We start from the raw sequence: 18026 nt of genomic DNA, 5'->3' as shown, positions 1-18026 counted from the left end.
GGTGACTTATCGTAAATGGATATAATGTCGGACTTGCTCAAAACTTATTTTATTTTTTATCTGAAAATTCCATTTTCTTTCGCATTTCATCTGGATTGGCGTTTCGCGTTGAATCCAAAGCTTGCAACATTAATTCTTCACCAATTTCTTTTGGGATAGCTTTTTTAATGATGATTTCATCCCATTGATTATACAAACCTTTGATTTCTTCATTGATTTCTGGAATTAACTTAGCAATTCGTTGTTCCGGAATTACTCGCAAATTCATGAAGGTTTCAAGTGATTTCAATTTGGTATTCAAAGTCGTAATTCTGCTTAAAATCTGGGGTTTGTTATATTCAAAAGGAACGGTTAAAGCCAAAGTATCTGCTTTTGATGATAAATTTTTAGTTTTCATCTGAAAAGCTGATAAGGTAGATTGTGGCTTTTGAAGCATTTCAATTTCAAATTGTCGCCATTCGTTCCAACGATCTAAAGTAGCGTCTACTTCTGGTCTTGGTGTTGGAAACTTAAATTGCCACATTTTTGAAATGTTCTTAAAAACAGCTTCGTTTTTTTGAGCTACTTTTTGGGCTTCTAATTGTTGATTTTCATTTTCGCATGAAATCAGCGTTAAAACGAAAAGCGATATACTATATAAGAAAACTTTCATTCGGATAAATTAAAAAGCAAAGGTACAAATGTTTGCCGAAAGCTGTATTTTTTCTAATACTATCTTAACACTAATTTTGTTAATCCATTAAGAATATTTGTTTAAATGATATTAATTTATGAAATAACCAAATTTAGGTTCAAATTTGTAAAAATATCACAAAAATTCATCGACAAAATAAAGGCAAAATACTATATTTGTTACCTCATTTACACAACCAAATGGATACGAAAATTTTAATTATTGGTGCTTGTGGGCAAATTGGCACCGAACTAACTGCTAAATTAAGAGCTACTTACGGCGTTAACAACGTAGTAGCATCCGATATTAGAAAATTAGAAAATGATGTAGTTAATAACGGAATTTTTGAAGTAGTAAACGCTCTTGATTATAACCAAATTGAGCATTTGCTAGAGAAATATCAAATTACCGATGTATATTTAATGGCGGCTTTACTTTCGGCTACGGCTGAGAAAAATCCGGCATTTGCATGGGATTTGAATATGAATTCATTGTTCCATGTTTTAAATTTAGCCAAAGCAGGAAAAATTAAAAAGATTTTTTGGCCATCGAGTATTGCGGTTTTTGGACCTACAACTCCAAGACAAAACACACCACAATATACTGTGATGGAACCTTCAACGGTTTACGGAATTTCCAAACAAACAGGTGAAAGATGGTGTGAATATTATCACAAACAATATGGTGTAGATGTAAGAAGTATTCGTTATCCAGGTTTGATTAGCTGGAGTACCGAAGCTGGTGGTGGAACTACAGATTATGCTGTTGATATTTATCACAAAGCGATTACAGACGGAAAATTCACAAGTTTCTTATCTGAAAATTCAGAATTGCCAATGATGTATATGGATGACGCGATTAAAGCGACAATCGGAATTATGCAAGCACCAGCGGAACAAGTTAAAATTCGTTCGTCTTACAATTTAGCGGCTATGAGTTTTACTCCTAAACAAATTGGCGAAGAAATTAAGAAACATTATCCAAATTTCGAATTAAGCTACGAACCTGATTTCCGTCAGAAAATTGCGGATAGTTGGCCAGCTAGTATTGACGATACTTCTGCAAGAGAAGATTGGGGTTGGAAAAACAATTTCGACTTAGAAAGTATGACAGTGGATATGTTCAAAAATTTAAAAGAACACATTTATAATAAATAAAAAAACGTCCCGAAATATCGGGACGTTTTCCATTAAAACAAAAAACAAACTTACTCCTGAACGATAGGAGCTCTCAATGATTCTAACACTGCCACTACTTCGTTAATAATTGCTGGGTCAGTTACTCCATTTAAACCTGCAGCTTCACCCACATATCCAATAAATTTTGTGTACTCAGCATTATTTGATTTTTTCCCCATACGTGGATTTTGAGCTGGGTTATGAGCAGCTACCATATCTAATCCTGTGTAAGTATTAGTAGCACCACCCCCAGTATTTGCCGAAAAGAAATCGGTTAAGTTTTTACTTAGGATAGCAACATTTGTAGTGTTTCCACTTAATGCCTCAGAAATAACAGGTGCAAAATGTTGTCCTAAATTCCCCTCAGCTCCCACCACAATATCAGAAACAATTAAAGTAATTGTTGAATCCACCACCGAACGGTAGCTTAAACGACCTTGCTCAATCATTTGTCCTGGATTATTAGGATCAGCAACCATTGTAGTTCCACCTAATTTTTGATATAACGTTTGTGGTGCAGCAGAATCATCATCACTACAAGATGTAAATAAGCTTCCCGATGTAATAAATAATGCCATTAAGGCTAATTTTGAAAAATTTTTCATGGTAATAGTATTTAGAAATTAATTAAAAATTCGTTGAATTCCTCTGGAAAATTTGTAACTAAAACTGTCTTCAGACATAACCGGACAAGCCGTTTTATTTTCTAACTCTTTAGGCAAAACAAAGCGTTCGGCTTTGTAATTTCCCATCGCCATAAGTTTATTGTAAATGGTTTTAGAATCCGCTACTTTAATATCGTGAAAGAAAACCAAAACTCCAGTTTCTTTATTCAATCTGTCCGTTTTTACTCCTGGAATAGATTTTAAATTTCGATGGATTTCTTTTGCTTTGAGTGAATCTATAGGTTCTTTGAAATCGATTCGACTAATCTGTAAAGACGCATTATCTACTTCAAGCGGTTTTGCAGTTGCAATGTGAACTACTAAAACCACAAATAAAATCAGGAAGACTCCTAAGATACTTCCTAAAGCAATTTTAATTTTTCTGTTAATTTTCATGATGTTTGAGATTTTTGTTTAGTTGCATTTACGAGAACAACATCAACTTGGTTTTCTCAAACAGAAAAAATTTGAATTTTTAACATTTGGACATAAAAAATCCCAAGACGAATTATCTTGGGATTGAATATTATTTCTGTTTACTTTTATTTCTTTTCGGAAAGAATTTTATCTTCTATTACCGACTTAATTTTCACTACTTCATCAACATTATCATTTGGCACCGTCATCGAAAGCACATAATGTTTTATTTTCCACTGTCCGTTTTCTTGAACCAAAACACCAGAACCGCGACAAATTTTCATTTGTGTACTTAATAATTCGTCAAACCAAACGATTTTTCCGTTTTCGCTAAAATAGATATTGCGTTCAAAAGCTTTAAAATTCCATGCTTTTCCTTTGTCAAAATAAGGTTTTGCAAACGCTTGAAATTGTTTTTTATTCCAATTTTCAGTAGCATCAGTTCCAATAAAAATAGATTCATCGGACATGGCTCCAAAATACTCATCGTAATTTGCTGTTGCCGCCGCTTTGTGCCAATTATCTAAAAGAGTGATAATGTTTTGTTTTTCAGATTGTAACTTTTCTTCACTATGGTTGCATGAGAAAGTTAGAGTTACTAGGATTAAAATGGTTAGTTTTTTCATGGTTTCTTCGTGTTTCCCCTCCTCTGGAGGGGTGCCTGAAAGGCGGGGTGGTTATTAATTAACTTTATATTCGGTAATAATAAATTGTTCTAAATCTTTCATAACATTTTCAGTATCAAATAACATTTTTGTAGTTGAAATTCTGAAAACTTTTAAACCTAAATTTTTGAAATACGTTTCTCTTTTCTCGTCATATTCTTCTTGGAAATTATGAATCTCTCCGTCAATTTCAACAACTAAACCAAGTGCTTTTACATAAAAATCAACAATATAATTCCCTATAATTCTTTGTCTGTCAAAATCGATATTCCAAAAAGATTTATTTCTTACTTCTTTCCAAAACACAACTTCGGAAAAATTTCCTGCTTTACTGAGTGCCTTTGCCCTACTTTTTAAAGAAGCATTATAAGGTAAATTTAAAACAAAATTTCTCTTTATTGGAATATTATGAATTGTTGTTAAGATTTCTTCTTGCATTTATTCCGTTTTAATTCAACATAAAAACCACCCCGCCTTTCAGGCACCCCTCCAAAGGAGGGGAAACCTCTAATTTATAAATTATTAATTACAACAGTTTTTACATTCACAAATTCTTTGATGCCGTCTTCGGCTAACTCTCTTCCATAACCTGATTTTTTTATGCCTCCGAAAGGTAATCTTGGATCGGATTTTACCATTTCATTGATGAAAACCGCTCCTTCATTAAAAGCTGAAATCTGGGTTTTGATGAAATCAATGTTATGAGTAAAGACGGAAACTCCCAAACCAAATTCCGATTGATTACTTAATTCGATAGCTTCTTCAAAGGTTTTGAAAGTTATGATGGCAGCCACAGGTCCGAAAGTTTCTTCATTGAAAACAGGCATTTCTGTGGTTACATTGGTCAAAATTGTAGGTTCATAAAAAGCTTCCTTTCTATTTCCGCCAACAATTAGCTTAGCTCCCAATTGAATGGATTTTTGAACTTGAACTTCTAGTTCTTCAGCTAAGTCAACTCGAGCCAACGAACCAATTTGCGTTTCTTTATCTAACGGATTTCCAGTTTTTAAGTTTTGAATCGCAACTTTGAATTTTGCTACAAACTCTTCTGCAATATCTTCGTGAACTAAAAATCGTTTCGCAGCAATACAACTTTGACCAGCATTTTGCATTCGGGCATTCACAGCTATTGCTACTGTTTTTTCTAGATTAGCATCTTCTAAAATGATAAAGGCGTTACTTCCGCCCAATTCTAAAACGCACTTTTTTAAGTGTTTTCCAGATTCGGTAGCGACTGCGATCCCGGCTTGTTCACTTCCTGTTAAGGAAACAGCTTTTATGATTGGATTTGTAATAATATTTGCGACTTCGCTACTTGGAATAGGCAAATCTTGATAACACCCTCTTGGAAAACCTGCTTGTTCAAATATTTCTTGAATTAATTGGGCTGATTTAGGAACATTGCTTGCGTGTTTTACGACAACTGTATTTCCTGCAATTAGTGTTGGAACAGCAAATCGGAATACTTGCCAAAATGGAAAATTCCATGGCATTACGCCTAAAATAACTCCTAAAGGTTCGTAGGTAATAAAACTTTCAGAAGCTTCGGTTTTTATGTGTTTCGTTGCTAAAAAGGTTTCGGCATTTTCATAATAGTAATTACATAAAAGAGCACATTTTTCAACCTCAGCGATAGCTTGTGAAATGGGTTTATGCATTTCGGAAGTGATACAAGTTGCATATTCCTCTTTGTTTTCTAAAAGTAATTGAGCTAATTGAGGCAAAAAAGAAATTCGATTTTGAACACTCAAATTACGCCAAGAAAGCTGTGTGTTTTCTGAAACTTTTAAAAGATTTTGCATGCTGAAAGGTTTTTGTAAAAATACTAATTTTAATTGAAAACGAGGTTCGCGTTAGGGATTACCTCACCTAGTTCTAGTTTTAGTTGAGTTCGGTGAATTTCATTTGTAATGGAAATCCTTTATTTGTAAAATTGTCAAATTTTATAAATAAAGATTGCAACGGAAAGCCCGACCCTTGTGGTAACGCCCAAATTAAAAAAGGAAATGATATCTTTGTACGATATTTTACAACGTAAATAAAATGGAAGATTGTTTTGAAACCTTAATTTCGAGTTATTTGGATTCGAAAGTGGGCATTGTGGAACATTTTGTATCGGAGGAATTGGCGCAACATTTGGTAAAGAGATTGTTTGAATTGAAAGAACAAAATTTACTAAAAGCCGCCGGAATAGGAAATGCAGCAAAATTGACTCAAAATTTGGCAATACGAAGCGATGCTATTTATTGGTTGGACCGAGCGAATAATAACGAACATGAAAATGCATTTTTAGATCAAGTAGAGGCTTTTGTGGCGTATTTGAACCGCAGTTGTTATACTGGAATTAAGGGTTATGAATTTCATTTTGCGTTGTTTGATAAAGGTAGTTTTTATAGAAAACATTTAGATCAGTTTCAAGATAATTCGAGCCGACAGTTTTCGATGATTACGTATTTGAATGAAAATTGGCAACCTGAAGATGGTGGCGAATTATGTATTTACGATGGGGATGTAGCTCAAAAAATTGCTCCCACGAATCGAAAAACGGTTTTCTTCAAGAGCAATGAATTGGTTCATGAAGTATTAGAAAGTCACAAACCTCGATTAAGCGTTACGGGTTGGTTAAGACGAGATTAAAATAAAAAAACCGATACAATGTATCGGTTTTTTGTTGCTCCCCCTTCCCGATAGTAATCGGGACAAGCAATGGGCCGAACTAATCCCGATAGCTATCGGGACTCTGATTAATAGTCAGATGCTCATTTATATTTTTCTAATAATTTAAATTTCATCTCGGGATATTTAAGCAAATTTTGAATGTAAATTTTGCTTTCCATTGATTTTATATGCTTCTCAATCGATAAACCTTGACGTTTAGTTTCACACTCAATAGTGAAAATCAATTCCCAATCATCTGATTTATAAGTAAACTTTCTGGATTGAGAATCACTATGATGAAAATCTAATCTAACATCAAGATTTTCTGTAAAACCAATATAATGTTTATCCAATTTTTTTGAGTAAAGAATATAAACCGTGTTGCTCATTTCATATAAATAAAAAAAACCGATACAATGTATCGGTTTTTTGTTGCTCCCCCTCTTGGGCTCGAACCAAGGACCCTCTGATTAACAGTCAGATGCTCTAACCAACTGAGCTAAGGAGGAATCACCTCAAAGGTTTATGTTTTGCTAAAAAGTTGCTCCCCCTCTTGGGCTCGAACCAAGGACCCTCTGATTAACAGTCAGATGCTCTAACCAACTGAGCTAAGGAGGAATCACCTCAAAGGTTTATGTTTTGCTAAAAAGTTGCTCCCCCTCTTGGGCTCGAACCAAGGACCCTCTGATTAACAGTCAGATGCTCTAACCAACTGAGCTAAGGAGGAAGGTATTTATCTTTTTAGCGAGTGCAAATATAAACTGATTTTTTGTTATCGCAAATTATTTTATTGAAAAAATTATAAAAGTTTATCTACCACTAATTGGTAAATATCTTTTCCGAAAGTTAAAGCCATTAAGGTCAATAAGATAATCATTCCTGCGGTTTGAACATAACCTGCTGCTTTATCTGATAATTTTCTTCCTGTAATCATTTCAACTATTGTGAATAAAGCATGTCCGCCATCTAATCCAGGAATTGGCAATAAGTTCATAAATGCCAAACCTATTGAGAACAAAGCTGTGAAATTCCATATGAATTCCCAATCCCAAGTGTTGGGTAAACGACGTGCAATACCTATAGGACTTTGAACATGTTTGTAGGCTTCGGTCTTTGGACGTAATATTAATTTGAACTGTTTTACATTGTAAACCAATAATGCCCATGATTCTTTTACCGCTGCAGGAATAGCTTGCCCAAATGATAATTGATTGTTTACTTCGTAGTCTAATTTATCTAAAGCTTTGTTTACGAAACCTAATTTTCCTTCTTTATCTACTTTGGCCTTCAATTCAACCATTTGGGATCCTCTCAAAACAGATAAAGCCACACTATCGTTTTTATGCTTAGCAATTAAATCTTTAAATTCATCATAAAAAGTAAACGCTGTACCATTTAACGCCTTAATTCTATCACCTTTTTTTAAACCTGCAACATCAGCAGCGGATTTTGGAATTACAGAATCTACAACTGTATTTGAAAAACGAGGCCCAACAAACTCTTTGCCTTCTTTGCTTATGATTTCACCTTTCATTTCATCGGTTAAAATCACATCTACTTTTTGACCATCACGTTCTACTTCAACTTTATCACCCAATAAAACATCTAATGTCATACGGTTAAAACTTGGCTGAAATTGCCCATCAACAGCAAGAATCTTATCACCATTTCTAAAACCTGCTTTCTGACCTACTTCACCAAAAGCTAATCCGTTTTCTTGAATTTTTTCAGTAGCAATAAATTTTTGACCTACGGTTGCATACATGATAGTAAAAATCAACCAAGCCAAAATTACATTCACAATTATCCCTCCAAGCATAATAATTAAACGCTGCCAAGCTGGTTTTGAACGAAATTCCCATGGTTGTGGTTCCTGATTCATTTGTTCGGTATCCATACTTTCATCAATCATTCCAGAAAGTTTTACATAACCACCTAATGGCAACCATCCGATTCCCCATTCTGTTTCACCAATTTTCTTTTTAATTAATGAAAAACCAGCATCCATAAATAAGTAAAATTTTTCTACTCGGACTTTGAACATCTTGGCCGTTATGTAGTGACCAAATTCATGAAGAATTACTAAAACAGATAATATGAATAATATTTGCGCTACTTGAATCATTTTTATGCATTTATTTAAACGACAAAAGTAAGGTTTTCACCTTACTTTTTATCATATTTTTATAGTTGGACTATTTTTTTATAAAATTTTTATGAATTGCACCTTCCGAAGTGGTAATTTTCATAACGTGCATTCCCGAACTTAAATTATCAATTTTAAAATCTACTGCATAATGTGTTGCCAATAATTGCCCTAGAGTATTATAAATTTCAACTCTCTCTAATTGTGTGGATGTTGGCATCATAATATGAAGTTCATCATTGGCAGGATTTGGGTAAACTGAAATTGTTTGTTCTAATTGAAAAGATTCGTTTCCTAATGTTACTACATTGTTCTTTGAAATAATATGTTTGTTAGGATCAAATTCAACCCCTGTAACCACAAAAGGAACAGAAACTACAAACTCCTGATTATTTGTTGTATTGTTTACAACAACATAATGCGTAAGTCCTCCAGCGCCTGTAAGTTTAATTTCAAGAGGCATTTCAAAAAAAGTAACAGAAGAATGAGATTGTGTTTGACTTACAGTAATCTTAGCTTGTCCTGCTCCCCAATTTTGTGCAGTAACGTTATAGGTAGGATAACCTTGCATATATATCCAATCATTAAAAAATTCAGATAAACTGCTACCGTGAACCGCTTCTAAATGTCCTTTTAAATCATTTGTAACAGCATAACCAAAAGCTAAATTGCTGTCTGATAAATAATTACGTAAAGCTTGAAAAAAATTAGTATCACCCATCACCCATCGCAACATGTGAGTTACCATTGATCCTTTGTTATAAGACAATCTACTGCTAAAAATTCTATTAACATCTAAAGCTTCTGCGTCTGTTAAGTATACAGCCCCAGAGGTAGAGGAAGTAATATTATTAATTTTAGATGATTTCCAAGAAACAAAACTAGCTGGTCCATCTAACTCTTCTACAACTATACCGGCCATATATTCTGTTAGACCTTCATTTAACCATATATCCTTCCATGTCCCACACGTAATTTTATCACCAAACCACTGATGACCTAATTCATGTGCAATTAGACTTCTACTCCATCCTCCCATTGAAGACATTGTAGTGTGCTCCATTCCGCCTCCCCAACCAAACTGAACGTGTCCGTATTGCTCAGATCGATAAGGATAAAATCCAATTTTTGATTCAAAAACATTCATAATAGGAACCGTAACATCAATTGCGGTTCTTGTTGATGCTGTATTACTTTCGGGATATAAGTAATTATTAATAGGAAAAAATGGATTTTGAGCCGTTCCTAAACCCGCCTGAATATTGTATGTAGTATAATTTGTAACATTTAATGAAATTAAATAAGCTGGAATTGGGAAATTATGTCTAAAATGACGTGTTGTATTTCCCCCAGACGTTATCGAACTCTGTAACAATCCATTTGAAACTCCAATATAGGTGTCTGGACAAGTGATATAAATATCAAAACTATCGATTTTATCATTCAAATCTTGTTTACACGGCCACCAATCTCTTGCTCCAAATGGCTCTGAAAGCGTAAAAATTACAGGTGTTCCACTGTGCGTACTTCTTGTAAAAGCTCCTTCTGCTTGAGGTGGTGAACCTGCATATGTAATAATTACTGTTGCACTATTCCCAACTGTTAATGTAGAAGGTAAGTTAATATTTAACTCATAATTGCTTTGACTAAATGTAAGATTTGAACTGTTCATTGTTACAGAACTTACCACTAAAGCGGTTGCCATATCAAAAGTAACCGTATTCATATTTGACAAAGCCCTAAAAGTGGTTTTTACAACACCATTAATGTAAGGTGTTGTATTATTTGGATTAACTGTAAATCGCAATTCATGATAGGTAACATCATAGTTTAATGTATTGGGATTTACTCTAAGATTTTGAATCGAAGAAGCCGATTTCATTTCCGCTTCTACCATTCTGTCAAATTCAGAATTATCAGTTTGGGCAAAACTGACAATACCAAATAAGAATAATAAACTAAAGGTAATTTTTTTCATTTGTATGTAGGTTATTGAATTTGGGATTTATTCGTATAACAATTATATATTTTTTACTTAATAGATTCCTTTAAAAATTGAGAATTTACATAAAAATTAAGCGAATATACAATAATATCTTTATTTTACTATTAATTTTTATGAGAATTTGCTCAATTCGTAAAAAGGTTTTGTGATTCATATTTTTTATTAATTATCTAAATTCAATTCCTTAAATTTGCATCCTTAAAATCCTATATATTATGTTACAAATAGCGTACATTAGAGAAAACAAAGACGAAGTAATAAAACGATTAGCTAAGAAAAACTTAGATGCTAAAAGTGCCATCGAAGAAGTTATTGCACTAGACGAAAAAAGAAGAGCAACTCAAGTGGAATTAGATACTATCAAATCCGAGTCGAATAAGCTATCCAAAGATATTGGGGATTTAATGAAAAGTGGCGAAAAAGCAAAAGCCGAAATCTTAAAAGAGAAATCTGTTCAACTTCGTGAAAAAGACAAAGAATTGACTGAAGTTTTGAATACATTCGCTACTCAATTACAAGAAGAATTATACAAACTACCTAATTTACCAGCTGATATCGTTCCAGAAGGAAAAACAGCAGATGACAATTTGAACGTTTATCAAGAAGGCGAAATCCCTCAATTGTTTGATGGCGCTTTGCCTCACTGGGAATTAGCAAAAAAATACGATTTAATTGATTTTGAATTAGGTGTTAAAATCACCGGAGCAGGTTTTCCTGTTTACAAAGGAAAAGGAGCCAAATTACAACGTGCATTAATCACGTATTTCTTAGATAAAAATACCGATGCCGGTTATCAAGAATACCAAGTACCACATTTAGTAAATGAAGCTTCTGGTTTTGGAACAGGGCAATTACCGGATAAAGAAGGGCAAATGTATCACGTAGGTGTTGATGATTTATATTTAATCCCCACCGCCGAAGTCCCTGTAACCAATATCTTTAGAGATGTGTTGTTAAATGAAAATGATTTACCGATTCTTTGTACAGGATACACACCATGTTTCCGTCGTGAAGCAGGTTCATATGGTGCTCACGTTCGTGGTTTAAATCGTTTACACCAATTTGAAAAAGTAGAAATTGTTCGCATTGAACATCCAGATAAATCTTACGAAGCATTAGACGGAATGGTAGAACACGTAAAAGGAATTTTACAAGAATTGAAATTACCATACAGAATCCTGAGATTATGTGGAGGAGATATGAGTTTTGCTTCGGCTTTAACGTATGATTTTGAAGTGTATTCAACTGCGCAAGAGCGTTGGTTAGAAATTAGTTCGGTTTCTAATTTTGAAACATTCCAAGCAAATCGTTTAAAATTACGTTTCAAAGACAAAGAAGGTAAAAACCAATTGGCTCACACCTTAAACGGAAGTTCATTGGCGTTACCAAGAGTATTAGCTGGAATTTTAGAAAACTATCAAACGCCAGAAGGTATCGTAGTTCCTGAAGTTTTGAGAAAATATACTGGATTTGATATTATTAACTAAACGTTAATCTTTATAAAATAATGTACTAATTTGACGCTAAAAAGTGTTACTTTAGTACATTATTTGTTTTATTTATGTTGCGAAAAATAGTTTTTTTTATTCTCTTTTTATCCTCGTTTTGGGTTTCGGCACAGAATGAGCAATTGGCTTTGGACTATTTTGATAAAGGCGAATTTCAAAAAGCACTAACTTTATTTGAGGAAATTTCGACCAAACAACCTTCCAATTATTTCTTCTTTCAAAAAGTAGTGGAATGTTACCAGCAATTGCAACAGTATGATAAAGCTGAAAATGCCATTACAAAACGAAAAGAAAAATACAACCAGCCCATTTTATTTGTTGAATTAGGTTATAACTACCAACTTCAAAAAAACACTGATAAAGCAGATAAAAATTACGAATTAGCCATTCAAGAAATTGAAAAAGAACCAAATTACTCTTATCAAATAGCAAATGCATTTGAGAAAAAAGTGTTGTTAACTTGGGCATTAAAAGCCTATGAAACTGCACAAAAAAAGAACCCTAATCTAAATTTCGATTATCAAACCGCCATGATTCAAGGGCAATTAGGTAATTTAGAAATCATGCTAAACAAATTGTTAGATTACGGGTTCAACACTCCTGATGGAACTCCAATGGTTCAAAATCAATTGACTCGTTTTTTAATGGATGATACCGATGGTTCTTTCGCTTCTACAATTCGAAAAAACTTATTGCTTAGAACACAAAAATCGCAAGATGTATATTGGAATCAATTTTTGAGTTGGTTTTTCGTTCAACAAAAAGAATACGGAAAAGCATTTATCCAAGAGAAAGCAGTTTATAAAAGAAATCCTAATAGTTTTTATAACATTATCTCTTTGGGGAACATGGCAATGGAAGAAAAACAATTTGAAGATGCTACATCGATTCTGACTTTTGTGTTAGAAAACACGCAAGATGTGGAATTACAAATGAAAGCTCATCATTATTTACTTTCGATGGAAATGGCATCAGCGACTTCAAAAGACTATCCTGCTATCGATTTGAAACTTCAGGAATTATTAAAAAAATATGGTATAAGTCCGTATTCATTAGACTTGCAAATTCTTTCAGCACATTTTAATACCTTTTATCTGAATCAATCAAAATTAGGAATTGAATTGTTGCAAAATACTTTAAAACTTCCCCTGAACATAAGAGAACAAGCTAAAGTGAAGATGGAATTGGCCGATATTATGGTGTATGATGAAAAATTCAATCAAGCCATTTTATATTACGCTCAAGTGGAAGACAATTTGAAAAACGATGTTTTAGCTCATGAAGCTAGTTTAAAATTAGCCAAAGCTAACTTCTATAAAAAAGATTTCGATTGGACGTTGCAACAAGTAAAAGTATTGAAACAATCTCCAAGTTTATTAATTGCTAATGATGCGATTGAAATGTTTTTACTGATTCAAGACAATTCTGCCGAAGACAGTTTACGAGTAGCACTTCAATCCTATGCAACTGCGGATTTGAAATTATATCAGAATAAAAAAGAAGAAGCACTTCAACTCTTTTTGGCCATCTTACAAAAACACAAAGGCGAAAGCATCGAAGAAGGAACCTTGTTCAAAGTTGGTAAAATTTATGAAGAGAAAGGTGATTTCAACAAAGCCTTAACCTATTATCAAAATATTTTAGACAACCATAAAGACGGAATTTACAAAGATGAAGCCTTATACTTTTCGGCAGAGATTTATAGAAAACATCTTTTAGACAACGAAAAAGCAAAAGCATTATACGAAAAAGTAGTTTTAGAACATCCCGATAGTCTGTATTACACCGAAAGCAGAAAGCAATACAGAACGTTGCGTGGTGATTCAACGATTTAAGATTAACCACAAAGTACTTAGAGAAAGTACAAGGCACAAGAAAATTTTTTTAATTATTCCAATTTTTTTAAATCTGTGTTCCAAAATTGATTTTTGAAATTGTACTTGAACTTGAAATTTATTAAAAATGATTATATACAACGTAACCATAAACGTAGACGAAAGCATTCATTCCGCTTGGTTAAAGTGGATGCAACACAAACATATTAACGATGTTTTAGCAACTGGTTTGTTTACCAATGCTAAAATGGTGAAGGTTTTAGTAGAAGAAGAAATGGGAGGAACAACCTATGCCGTTCAATATTTTACCGATTCTAGAGCCAAATTAGAAGATTATTATAAAAATCACGCTCCAAGATTACGCCAAGAAGGGTTAGAACTTTTTGCGGATAAAATGTTAGCTTTTAGAACGGAGTTAGAAGTTATGGAAGAATTCTACGGAGAAACGAATTAAAATGGAAAAAGTAACCGCAAAAAAACACTTAGGACAACATTTCCTAAAAGATGAAAGCATCGCAAAAGATATTGCTGATACGCTTTCGCTAGAAGGCTATTCTAAAATTTTGGAAATTGGTCCAGGAATGGGTGTTTTAACCAAATATTTATTAGACAAACCTACCGAAACCTTTGTAATTGAAATCGATAAAGAATCGGTGGAATATTTGGGCGTTCATTATCCAAAATTGGAAAATCATATCATTTCGAAAGACTTTTTAAAATACAATCTAAACGAAGTTTTCAATGGCGAACCTTTTGCTATCATTGGAAATTTTCCATACAATATTTCTACTCAAATTGTTTTCAAAACTCTAGAAATGCGCGATCAAATTCCAGAATTTGCTGGGATGTTTCAAAAAGAAGTTGCCGAAAGAATTTGCGAGAAAAAAGGCAGCAAAACCTATGGAATTCTTTCCGTTTTAGCCCAAGCTTTTTACGAAGCTGAATATTTATTTACCGTTCCACCAAACGTTTTTAATCCGCCACCAAAAGTAGATTCGGGTGTAATGCGTTTACGAAGAAAAGCAGATTATTCTTTGCCATGTGATGAAAAATTATTCTTCAATGTGGTAAAAACAGCTTTTAATCAAAGAAGAAAAACATTACGAAATAGCTTAAAATCATTCAATTTCTCTGATAATTTAAAAGAAGATAGTATCTTTGACCTGCGTCCGGAGCAACTTTCGGTAGAACAATTTATTGAAATCACCCAAAAAATAGCAGCCGATGGAGTTTAAAATCAGCAGAGAGTTTCTAACTGAAATAGAACAACTTATAAGCGAAAACAAGTCGCAAGAATTACTTTTGCTTCTTGAAGACATTCACTTTGCTGATATTGCCGAAATCATGGAAGAACTCGATGATTACGGCGCTTCTTACATTTTTAACACCTTAGATTCTGAAAAAACAGCCGAAATTCTTCTGGAATTAGATGAAGAAGTTCGTGAAAAAATCTTACGCAATTTATCTCCAAAAGAAATTGCGGAAGAACTTGACGAATTAAGTACAGATGACGCTGCCGATATTATTGCCGAATTACCACAATACAAAAAAGAACAAGTAATTTCGGAACTAGAAGACGTTGAACACGCTAAAGACATTGTTGACTTATTACGTTACGACGAAGACACAGCCGGTGGTTTGATGGGGAAAGAGTTAGTAAAAGTTAACGAAAATTGGAACGTTTTAACCTGTGTAAAAGAAATGCGTGCTCAAGCGGAAAACGTTACTAGAGTGCATTCTATATATGTTGTTGATGACGAAGAGCGCTTAAAAGGAAGATTGTCATTAAAAGACTTGTTAACAACCTCAACAAAAACACCTATTAGCGAAGTTTACATCAAAAAAGTAGATTACGTTAAAGTTGACACAAAAGATGTTGAAGTAGCCCGTATCATGCAAAAGTATGACTTGGAAGCCATTCCTGTTGTAGATGAATTAGGAAGATTAGTAGGGCGAATCACCATTGACGATATTATCGACGTAATTAAAGATGAAGCTGACAAAGATTACCAGTTAGCAGCAGGTATCTCACAAGACGTTGAAGCAGATGATAGCCTTTTAGAATTAACTAAAGCACGTTTGCCATGGTTGGTTTTAGCCTTATTGGGTAGTTTCATTGCAGTAAAAGTGTCGCGACAATTTGAAGGCGCCATGGAAAATTATGGTATTTTATTCTTTTTTACTCCATTAATTGCCGCAATGGCTGGAAATGTTGGGGTTCAATCATCGGCAATTATTGTACAAGGTTTAGCAAATAATACCTTAAGTGGAACTATTTGGTTTCGTTTGTTTAAAGAATTGCGCTTGAGTTTACTAAACGGATTAATTTTAGCCGCCATTTTAATGCTTGGAAGTCACTTTATCATTGGTGTTGATTATATTATTGGTGTTACCGTTTCTGTAGCTTTAATTACAGTAATAATCATTGCTTCAATGATTGGCACTTTTGTTCCCATTACTTTAAACAAATACGGAATAGATCCAGCTTTAGCAACAGGTCCGTTTATTACTACAAGTAATGATATTTTTGGAATTTTAATCTATTTTACAATTGCTAAACTTATTTTAGGATTTTAATTTCATTTCTTTCCCAACCTTTTCCTGTTTATTTCACTCTATACTAAAAACACTAAAGTTTATAGAGATGAAAAAAATACTTGTATTTGCATTATGTTGTTTTTCGGCAATCGTATTTGCTCAAAAACCAATTTTTACAACAGCTAAAATTAAAAGCGCAACCGTTTATAGCAATTCGGCTGAACTATTACAATCGGCAACCGTTACGCTTCCTGCAGGAACTAGCGAAATTGTGATAAAAAACGTAGCGGATTATGTACACGAAAACACCATTCAAATTGGTGCTCCCGCAAATGTTACCATTTTATCAGTTCAATTTACCAGAAATTTTATTTCGGAATATGAAATTGACGAAAGCAATCCTATGATAAAAAGAGTTCGTGATAGCATCGTAATCATTCAAAGAGAAATGGGAAAAATTGCCAATGAAAAAGTCTCATATTCTAAAACCATTGATTTATTAGATAAAAATCAAACCGTTGCAGGACAAAATTCGGGTTTAAATGTGACCGAATTGATGAAACTTGTAGATTATTACAGAGCAAAAAGAAACGAATTGAGTAATTTAGTTGATATACTTTATGAAAAAGAAAACAAACTAAAGGATAAGTTGGCTAAACTGAATTCAAAATTAGAATTGAATTCACAAAAACAGGAAAAAGCTTCACAAGGAAAATTGGTATTGCAAGTTATGACCGATATAGCAAATTCTGTAAATCTTGACATCAATTATCTTACTAACAATGCTTCATGGTCTCCGTTTTATGATTTACGTGCTGACAACATCAACTCGCCAATGAACTTAATGTACAAAGCAAAAGTGGTACAAAATACAGGAATTGATTGGAAAAAAGTAAAACTAACCCTATCAAGCGGTAATCCAAATCAAAACAATACGGCTCCAATTTTACAAGCTTGGTTTTTACGATTTGGATATCCAAGAGTTTACAATAATAGTAATGCTGTTTATAATTCACTTCAAGGTCAAGTTTCAGGCGTAGCTTATAAAAAAGATAAAGCAGAATACGATGAATCCTCAATTTCAAATTATACAACCATAAACGAAAACCAACTAAACATTTCTTTCGATATCGACATTCCGTATGACATTTTATCGAATGGAAAAGCGCATAGTGTTGCCCTAAAAGATTTGAAATTACCAGCAACTTACAAATATTACGCTGTTCCAAAAGCAGAAAAAGAAGCCTTTTTGCTTGCCGAAATTAGCGAATATTCTAAATTCAATTTATTACCTGGTGAAGCAAATATTATTTTCGAAGGAATGTATGTAGGAAAAACAATGATTAACCCAAATCAGACTTCGGATACTTTGAATTTGAGCATGGGAAGAGATAAAAAAATTGCCATTAAACGTGAAAAAATCGCAGATAAATCAGGAACTAAATTCTTGTCAGGTTATAAAGAACAAACATTTACTTACGATATCACTGTAAAAAACAACAAAAAAGAAGCTATAGAAATGTTGTTAAAAGATCAATATCCAATTAGCACTGACAAAGAAATAACTATCGAATTATTAGAAAATGGAAAAGCTAAAGCAAATGCTGAAACGGGAATTCTAACTTGGGATGTAAAATTAGGTGCGGGAGAAACTAAGAAATTTAGAATTAGTTATAAAATAAAATATCCTAAGGATAAGTTTATAGATAATTTGTAATCATTACCCATAATAAAAATG

Annotated in this window: 17 protein-coding genes and 3 tRNA genes; 8 read left to right on the top strand and 12 right to left on the bottom strand. The window is 33.3% G+C overall.

Features of this window, described 5'->3' with window-relative positions:
- Positions 1–49: 49 nt before the first annotated feature.
- On the bottom strand, positions 50–652 hold the full coding sequence (locus V7P59_RS01760; RefSeq protein ID WP_333808055.1) for a hypothetical protein: 603 nt from the start codon (positions 650–652) through the stop codon (positions 50–52).
- Positions 653–873: 221 nt separating this feature from the next.
- On the opposite strand from V7P59_RS01760, the gene V7P59_RS01755 reads away from it, so the two are divergent.
- Positions 874–1830, top strand: a complete 957-nt coding sequence (locus V7P59_RS01755) for an NAD-dependent epimerase/dehydratase family protein (RefSeq protein ID WP_333808054.1) — start codon at positions 874–876, stop codon at positions 1828–1830.
- A gap of 50 nt (positions 1831–1880) precedes the next feature.
- On the opposite strand, the gene V7P59_RS01750 is transcribed toward V7P59_RS01755, so the two are convergent.
- The 5 genes from V7P59_RS01750 to V7P59_RS01730 form a co-directional block, all read right to left on the bottom strand.
- Positions 1881–2456 (bottom strand): hypothetical protein, encoded by a 576-nt coding sequence (locus V7P59_RS01750; RefSeq protein WP_333808052.1) that lies wholly within the window; start codon positions 2454–2456, stop codon positions 1881–1883.
- An 18-nt stretch (positions 2457–2474) separates the two neighbouring features.
- Complete coding sequence (locus V7P59_RS01745; RefSeq protein WP_333808050.1) at positions 2475–2912, bottom strand: hypothetical protein; 438 nt, start codon at positions 2910–2912, stop codon at positions 2475–2477.
- A gap of 146 nt (positions 2913–3058) precedes the next feature.
- Positions 3059–3559, bottom strand: coding sequence for a nuclear transport factor 2 family protein (locus V7P59_RS01740; RefSeq protein WP_333808048.1), 501 nt, complete (start codon positions 3557–3559; stop codon positions 3059–3061).
- Positions 3560–3613: 54 nt separating this feature from the next.
- Positions 3614–4036, bottom strand: a complete 423-nt coding sequence (locus V7P59_RS01735; protein WP_333808047.1) for an endonuclease domain-containing protein — start codon at positions 4034–4036, stop codon at positions 3614–3616.
- 74 nt (positions 4037–4110) lie between these two features.
- Positions 4111–5400 carry an NAD-dependent succinate-semialdehyde dehydrogenase gene (locus V7P59_RS01730; RefSeq protein WP_333808045.1) on the bottom strand — a complete coding sequence of 430 codons (1290 nt, stop codon included), beginning with the start codon at positions 5398–5400 and terminating at the stop codon, positions 4111–4113.
- A 241-nt stretch (positions 5401–5641) separates the two neighbouring features.
- Here V7P59_RS01730 and V7P59_RS01725 point away from each other — a divergent pair, with 241 nt between their 5' ends.
- Positions 5642–6235, top strand: a complete 594-nt coding sequence (locus V7P59_RS01725) for a 2OG-Fe(II) oxygenase (protein ID WP_333808043.1) — start codon at positions 5642–5644, stop codon at positions 6233–6235.
- A gap of 122 nt (positions 6236–6357) precedes the next feature.
- On the opposite strand, the gene V7P59_RS01720 is transcribed toward V7P59_RS01725, so the two are convergent.
- The 6 genes from V7P59_RS01720 to V7P59_RS01695 all read right to left on the bottom strand — a co-directional run bounded on the left by V7P59_RS01720 (position 6358) and on the right by V7P59_RS01695 (position 10380).
- The gene (locus V7P59_RS01720; protein WP_333808041.1) at positions 6358–6645 is read right to left on the bottom strand and encodes a GIY-YIG nuclease family protein; all 288 of its coding nucleotides are present in this window, start codon (positions 6643–6645) and stop codon (positions 6358–6360) included.
- 46 nt (positions 6646–6691) lie between these two features.
- Positions 6692–6765 (bottom strand) — tRNA-Asn (locus V7P59_RS01715).
- 35 nt (positions 6766–6800) lie between these two features.
- Positions 6801–6874 (bottom strand) — tRNA-Asn (locus tag V7P59_RS01710).
- A 35-nt stretch (positions 6875–6909) separates the two neighbouring features.
- A tRNA-Asn gene (locus V7P59_RS01705) sits at positions 6910–6983 on the bottom strand.
- Between the two features lie 72 nt (positions 6984–7055).
- Positions 7056–8381, bottom strand: coding sequence for an RIP metalloprotease RseP (rseP, locus tag V7P59_RS01700; protein ID WP_333808039.1), 1326 nt, complete (start codon positions 8379–8381; stop codon positions 7056–7058).
- Between the two features lie 70 nt (positions 8382–8451).
- Entirely contained in the window at positions 8452–10380 is a 1929-nt protein-coding gene (locus V7P59_RS01695) for a M1 family aminopeptidase (RefSeq protein ID WP_333808037.1), read from the bottom strand.
- A 242-nt stretch (positions 10381–10622) separates the two neighbouring features.
- On the opposite strand from V7P59_RS01695, the gene serS reads away from it, so the two are divergent.
- The 6 genes from serS (at position 10623) to V7P59_RS01665 (ending at position 18005) form a co-directional block, all read left to right on the top strand.
- Positions 10623–11894, top strand: coding sequence for a serine--tRNA ligase (serS, locus tag V7P59_RS01690; protein ID WP_333808035.1), 1272 nt, complete (start codon positions 10623–10625; stop codon positions 11892–11894).
- A 74-nt stretch (positions 11895–11968) separates the two neighbouring features.
- A complete protein-coding gene (locus V7P59_RS01685) occupies positions 11969–13750 on the top strand; it encodes a tetratricopeptide repeat protein (protein WP_333808033.1) in 1782 nt (593 codons plus the stop codon).
- A 127-nt stretch (positions 13751–13877) separates the two neighbouring features.
- Positions 13878–14204: a DUF4286 family protein gene (locus V7P59_RS01680; RefSeq protein ID WP_333808031.1), complete on the top strand. Its 327-nt coding sequence runs from the start codon at positions 13878–13880 to the stop codon at positions 14202–14204.
- Between the two features lies 1 nt (position 14205).
- Positions 14206–14985 (top strand): 16S rRNA (adenine(1518)-N(6)/adenine(1519)-N(6))-dimethyltransferase RsmA, encoded by a 780-nt coding sequence (rsmA, locus tag V7P59_RS01675; protein WP_333808029.1) that lies wholly within the window; start codon positions 14206–14208, stop codon positions 14983–14985.
- Positions 14975–16327, top strand: coding sequence for a magnesium transporter (gene mgtE, locus V7P59_RS01670; protein WP_333808027.1), 1353 nt, complete (start codon positions 14975–14977; stop codon positions 16325–16327). Before rsmA ends, mgtE begins: the two co-directional genes overlap by 11 nt.
- Before the next feature lie 67 nt (positions 16328–16394).
- A complete protein-coding gene (locus V7P59_RS01665) occupies positions 16395–18005 on the top strand; it encodes a DUF4139 domain-containing protein (RefSeq protein ID WP_333808025.1) in 1611 nt (536 codons plus the stop codon).
- Positions 18006–18026 lie beyond the last annotated feature (21 nt).

The sequence above is a fragment of the Flavobacterium sp. genome (assembly GCF_036782315.1).
Lineage (GTDB): Bacteria > Bacteroidota > Bacteroidia > Flavobacteriales > Flavobacteriaceae > Flavobacterium.
This window is presented reverse-complemented; position numbering and strand designations above follow the sequence as displayed.